Annotated in this window: 1 protein-coding gene; it reads right to left on the bottom strand. The window is 46.0% G+C overall.

Annotation, left to right across the window (positions count from 1 at the left end; all coding sequences use genetic code 11):
- Window positions 1–1,917 (bottom strand): Ig-like domain-containing protein (locus AC58QG_RS36425; protein WP_497366818.1); only part of this gene is annotated, 1,917 nt, incomplete at both ends.

Genomic DNA, 1,917 nt, shown 5'->3' with positions numbered 1-1,917 from the left:
CATTTGAAGCGTACTTCCATTTGGAATGCTGCTAACATTGTTTTCACTCGTCACTTCAATACTTGTAACCAGTACCGGTGCAATCGTAATGCTCATAGTCCCCACTATGCCGGATTCATCATTGGCTATGGCCTTGACGACGACAGTTCCTACTGCTGTTCCCCTTAGTATGCCTGTCAACTCGTCTATCGTTGCATTCTCTGAACCTTGTTCGACGCTCCATGTGACGGAAGCATTCGTTGCGTTTCCTGGCAACACCTTCGCACTCATTTGAAGCGTACTTCCGTTTGGAATGCTTGTAACATTGTTTTTACTAATCACTTCAATACTTGTAACCAGTAAAGGTGATATCGTAATGCTCATAGTCCCCACTATGCCGGATTCATCATTGGCTGTGGCTTTGACAAGAACATCACCTACTTCTGTTCCCCTTAGTAAACCGGTTGACTCGTCTATCGTTGCATTTCCTGTACCTTGTTGTTCAACACTCCATTTTACAGAAGCATCTGTTGCGTTCTCTGGTAATACCAACGCAATCATTTGCAGCATTTCTCCATCTTGAACGCTTGTTGCCGATTCTTCACTCATTACGACTATGCTTGTTACAGGGATCTTTGCAATCGTAATGCTCATGCTCCCCACAATATCAGGGTTATCTTTGGCTGTCGCCTTAACGATGACTTCACCTACTGCTGTTCCCGTAAGTACGCCGGACGAGTCGATTATTGCATCACCTAAGCCTCGTTCAACACTCCAAGTTACGGAAGCATTCGTTGCGTTCTCGGGTGACACCAATGCAATCATTTGCAGCGTTTCTCCAACTCGAATGCTTGTTGCCTCGCCTTCACTCGTTACTTCGATACCTTCGACTGGTATTGCTTCAATCGTAACTTTCATCGTCCCTAAAATTTCTGGATTATCATTCGACGTAGCCGTAACGATGACTTCACCTACCGCTGTTCCCCTTAGTAAGCCTGTCGACTCGTCTATCGTTGCATCACCAGAACCTCGCTCAACGCTCCAAGTTACAGAAGCATCCGTTGCATCATCTGGTGATACCAACGCAATCATTTGCAGCGTTTTTCCATTCGGAATGCTATTTCCCTCACTTGCAGTAATTACCTCTATACCTTCAACTGGTATCGTTTTAATAGTAACTTCCAACGTCCCCACAATTTCTGGGTTATCATTCGTCGTTGCCTTGACGATGACATTACCTACTGCTGTTCCCGTAAGTACGCCGGACGAGTCGATTATTGCATCACCTAAGCCTCGTTCAACACTCCATGTTACGGAAGCATTCGTTGCGTTCTCGGGTGATACCAATGCAATAATTTGCAGCGTTTCTCCAGCTCGAACGCTTGTTGCCTCGCCTTCACTCGTTACTTCGATACTTTCGACTGGTATTGCTTCAATCGTAACTTTCATCGTCCCTACAATGTCTGGATTATCATTCGACGTAGCCGTAACGATGACTTCACCTACCGCTGTTCCCCTTAGTAAGCCTGTCGACTCGTCTATCGTTGCATCACCAGAACCTCGCTCAACGCTCCAAGTTACAGAAGCATCCGTTGCATCATCTGGTGATACCAACGCAACCATTTGCAGCGTCTTTCCATTCGGAATGCTATTTCCCTCACTTGCAGTTATTACCTCTATACCTTCAACTGGTATCGCTTCAATAGTAACTTCCAACGTCCCCACAATTTCTGGGTTATCATTCGACGTAGCCGTAACGATGACTTCACCTACCGCTGTTCCCCTTAGTAAGCCTGTCGACTCGTCTATCGTTGCATCACCAGAACTTCGCTCAACGCTCCAAGTTACAGAAGCATCCGTTGCATCATCTGGTGATACCAACGCAACCATTTGCAGCGTCTTTCCATTCGGAATGCTATTTCCCTCACTTGCAGTTAT

The sequence above is a fragment of the Paenibacillus sp. J22P169 genome (assembly GCF_059691995.1).
This window is presented reverse-complemented; position numbering and strand designations above follow the sequence as displayed.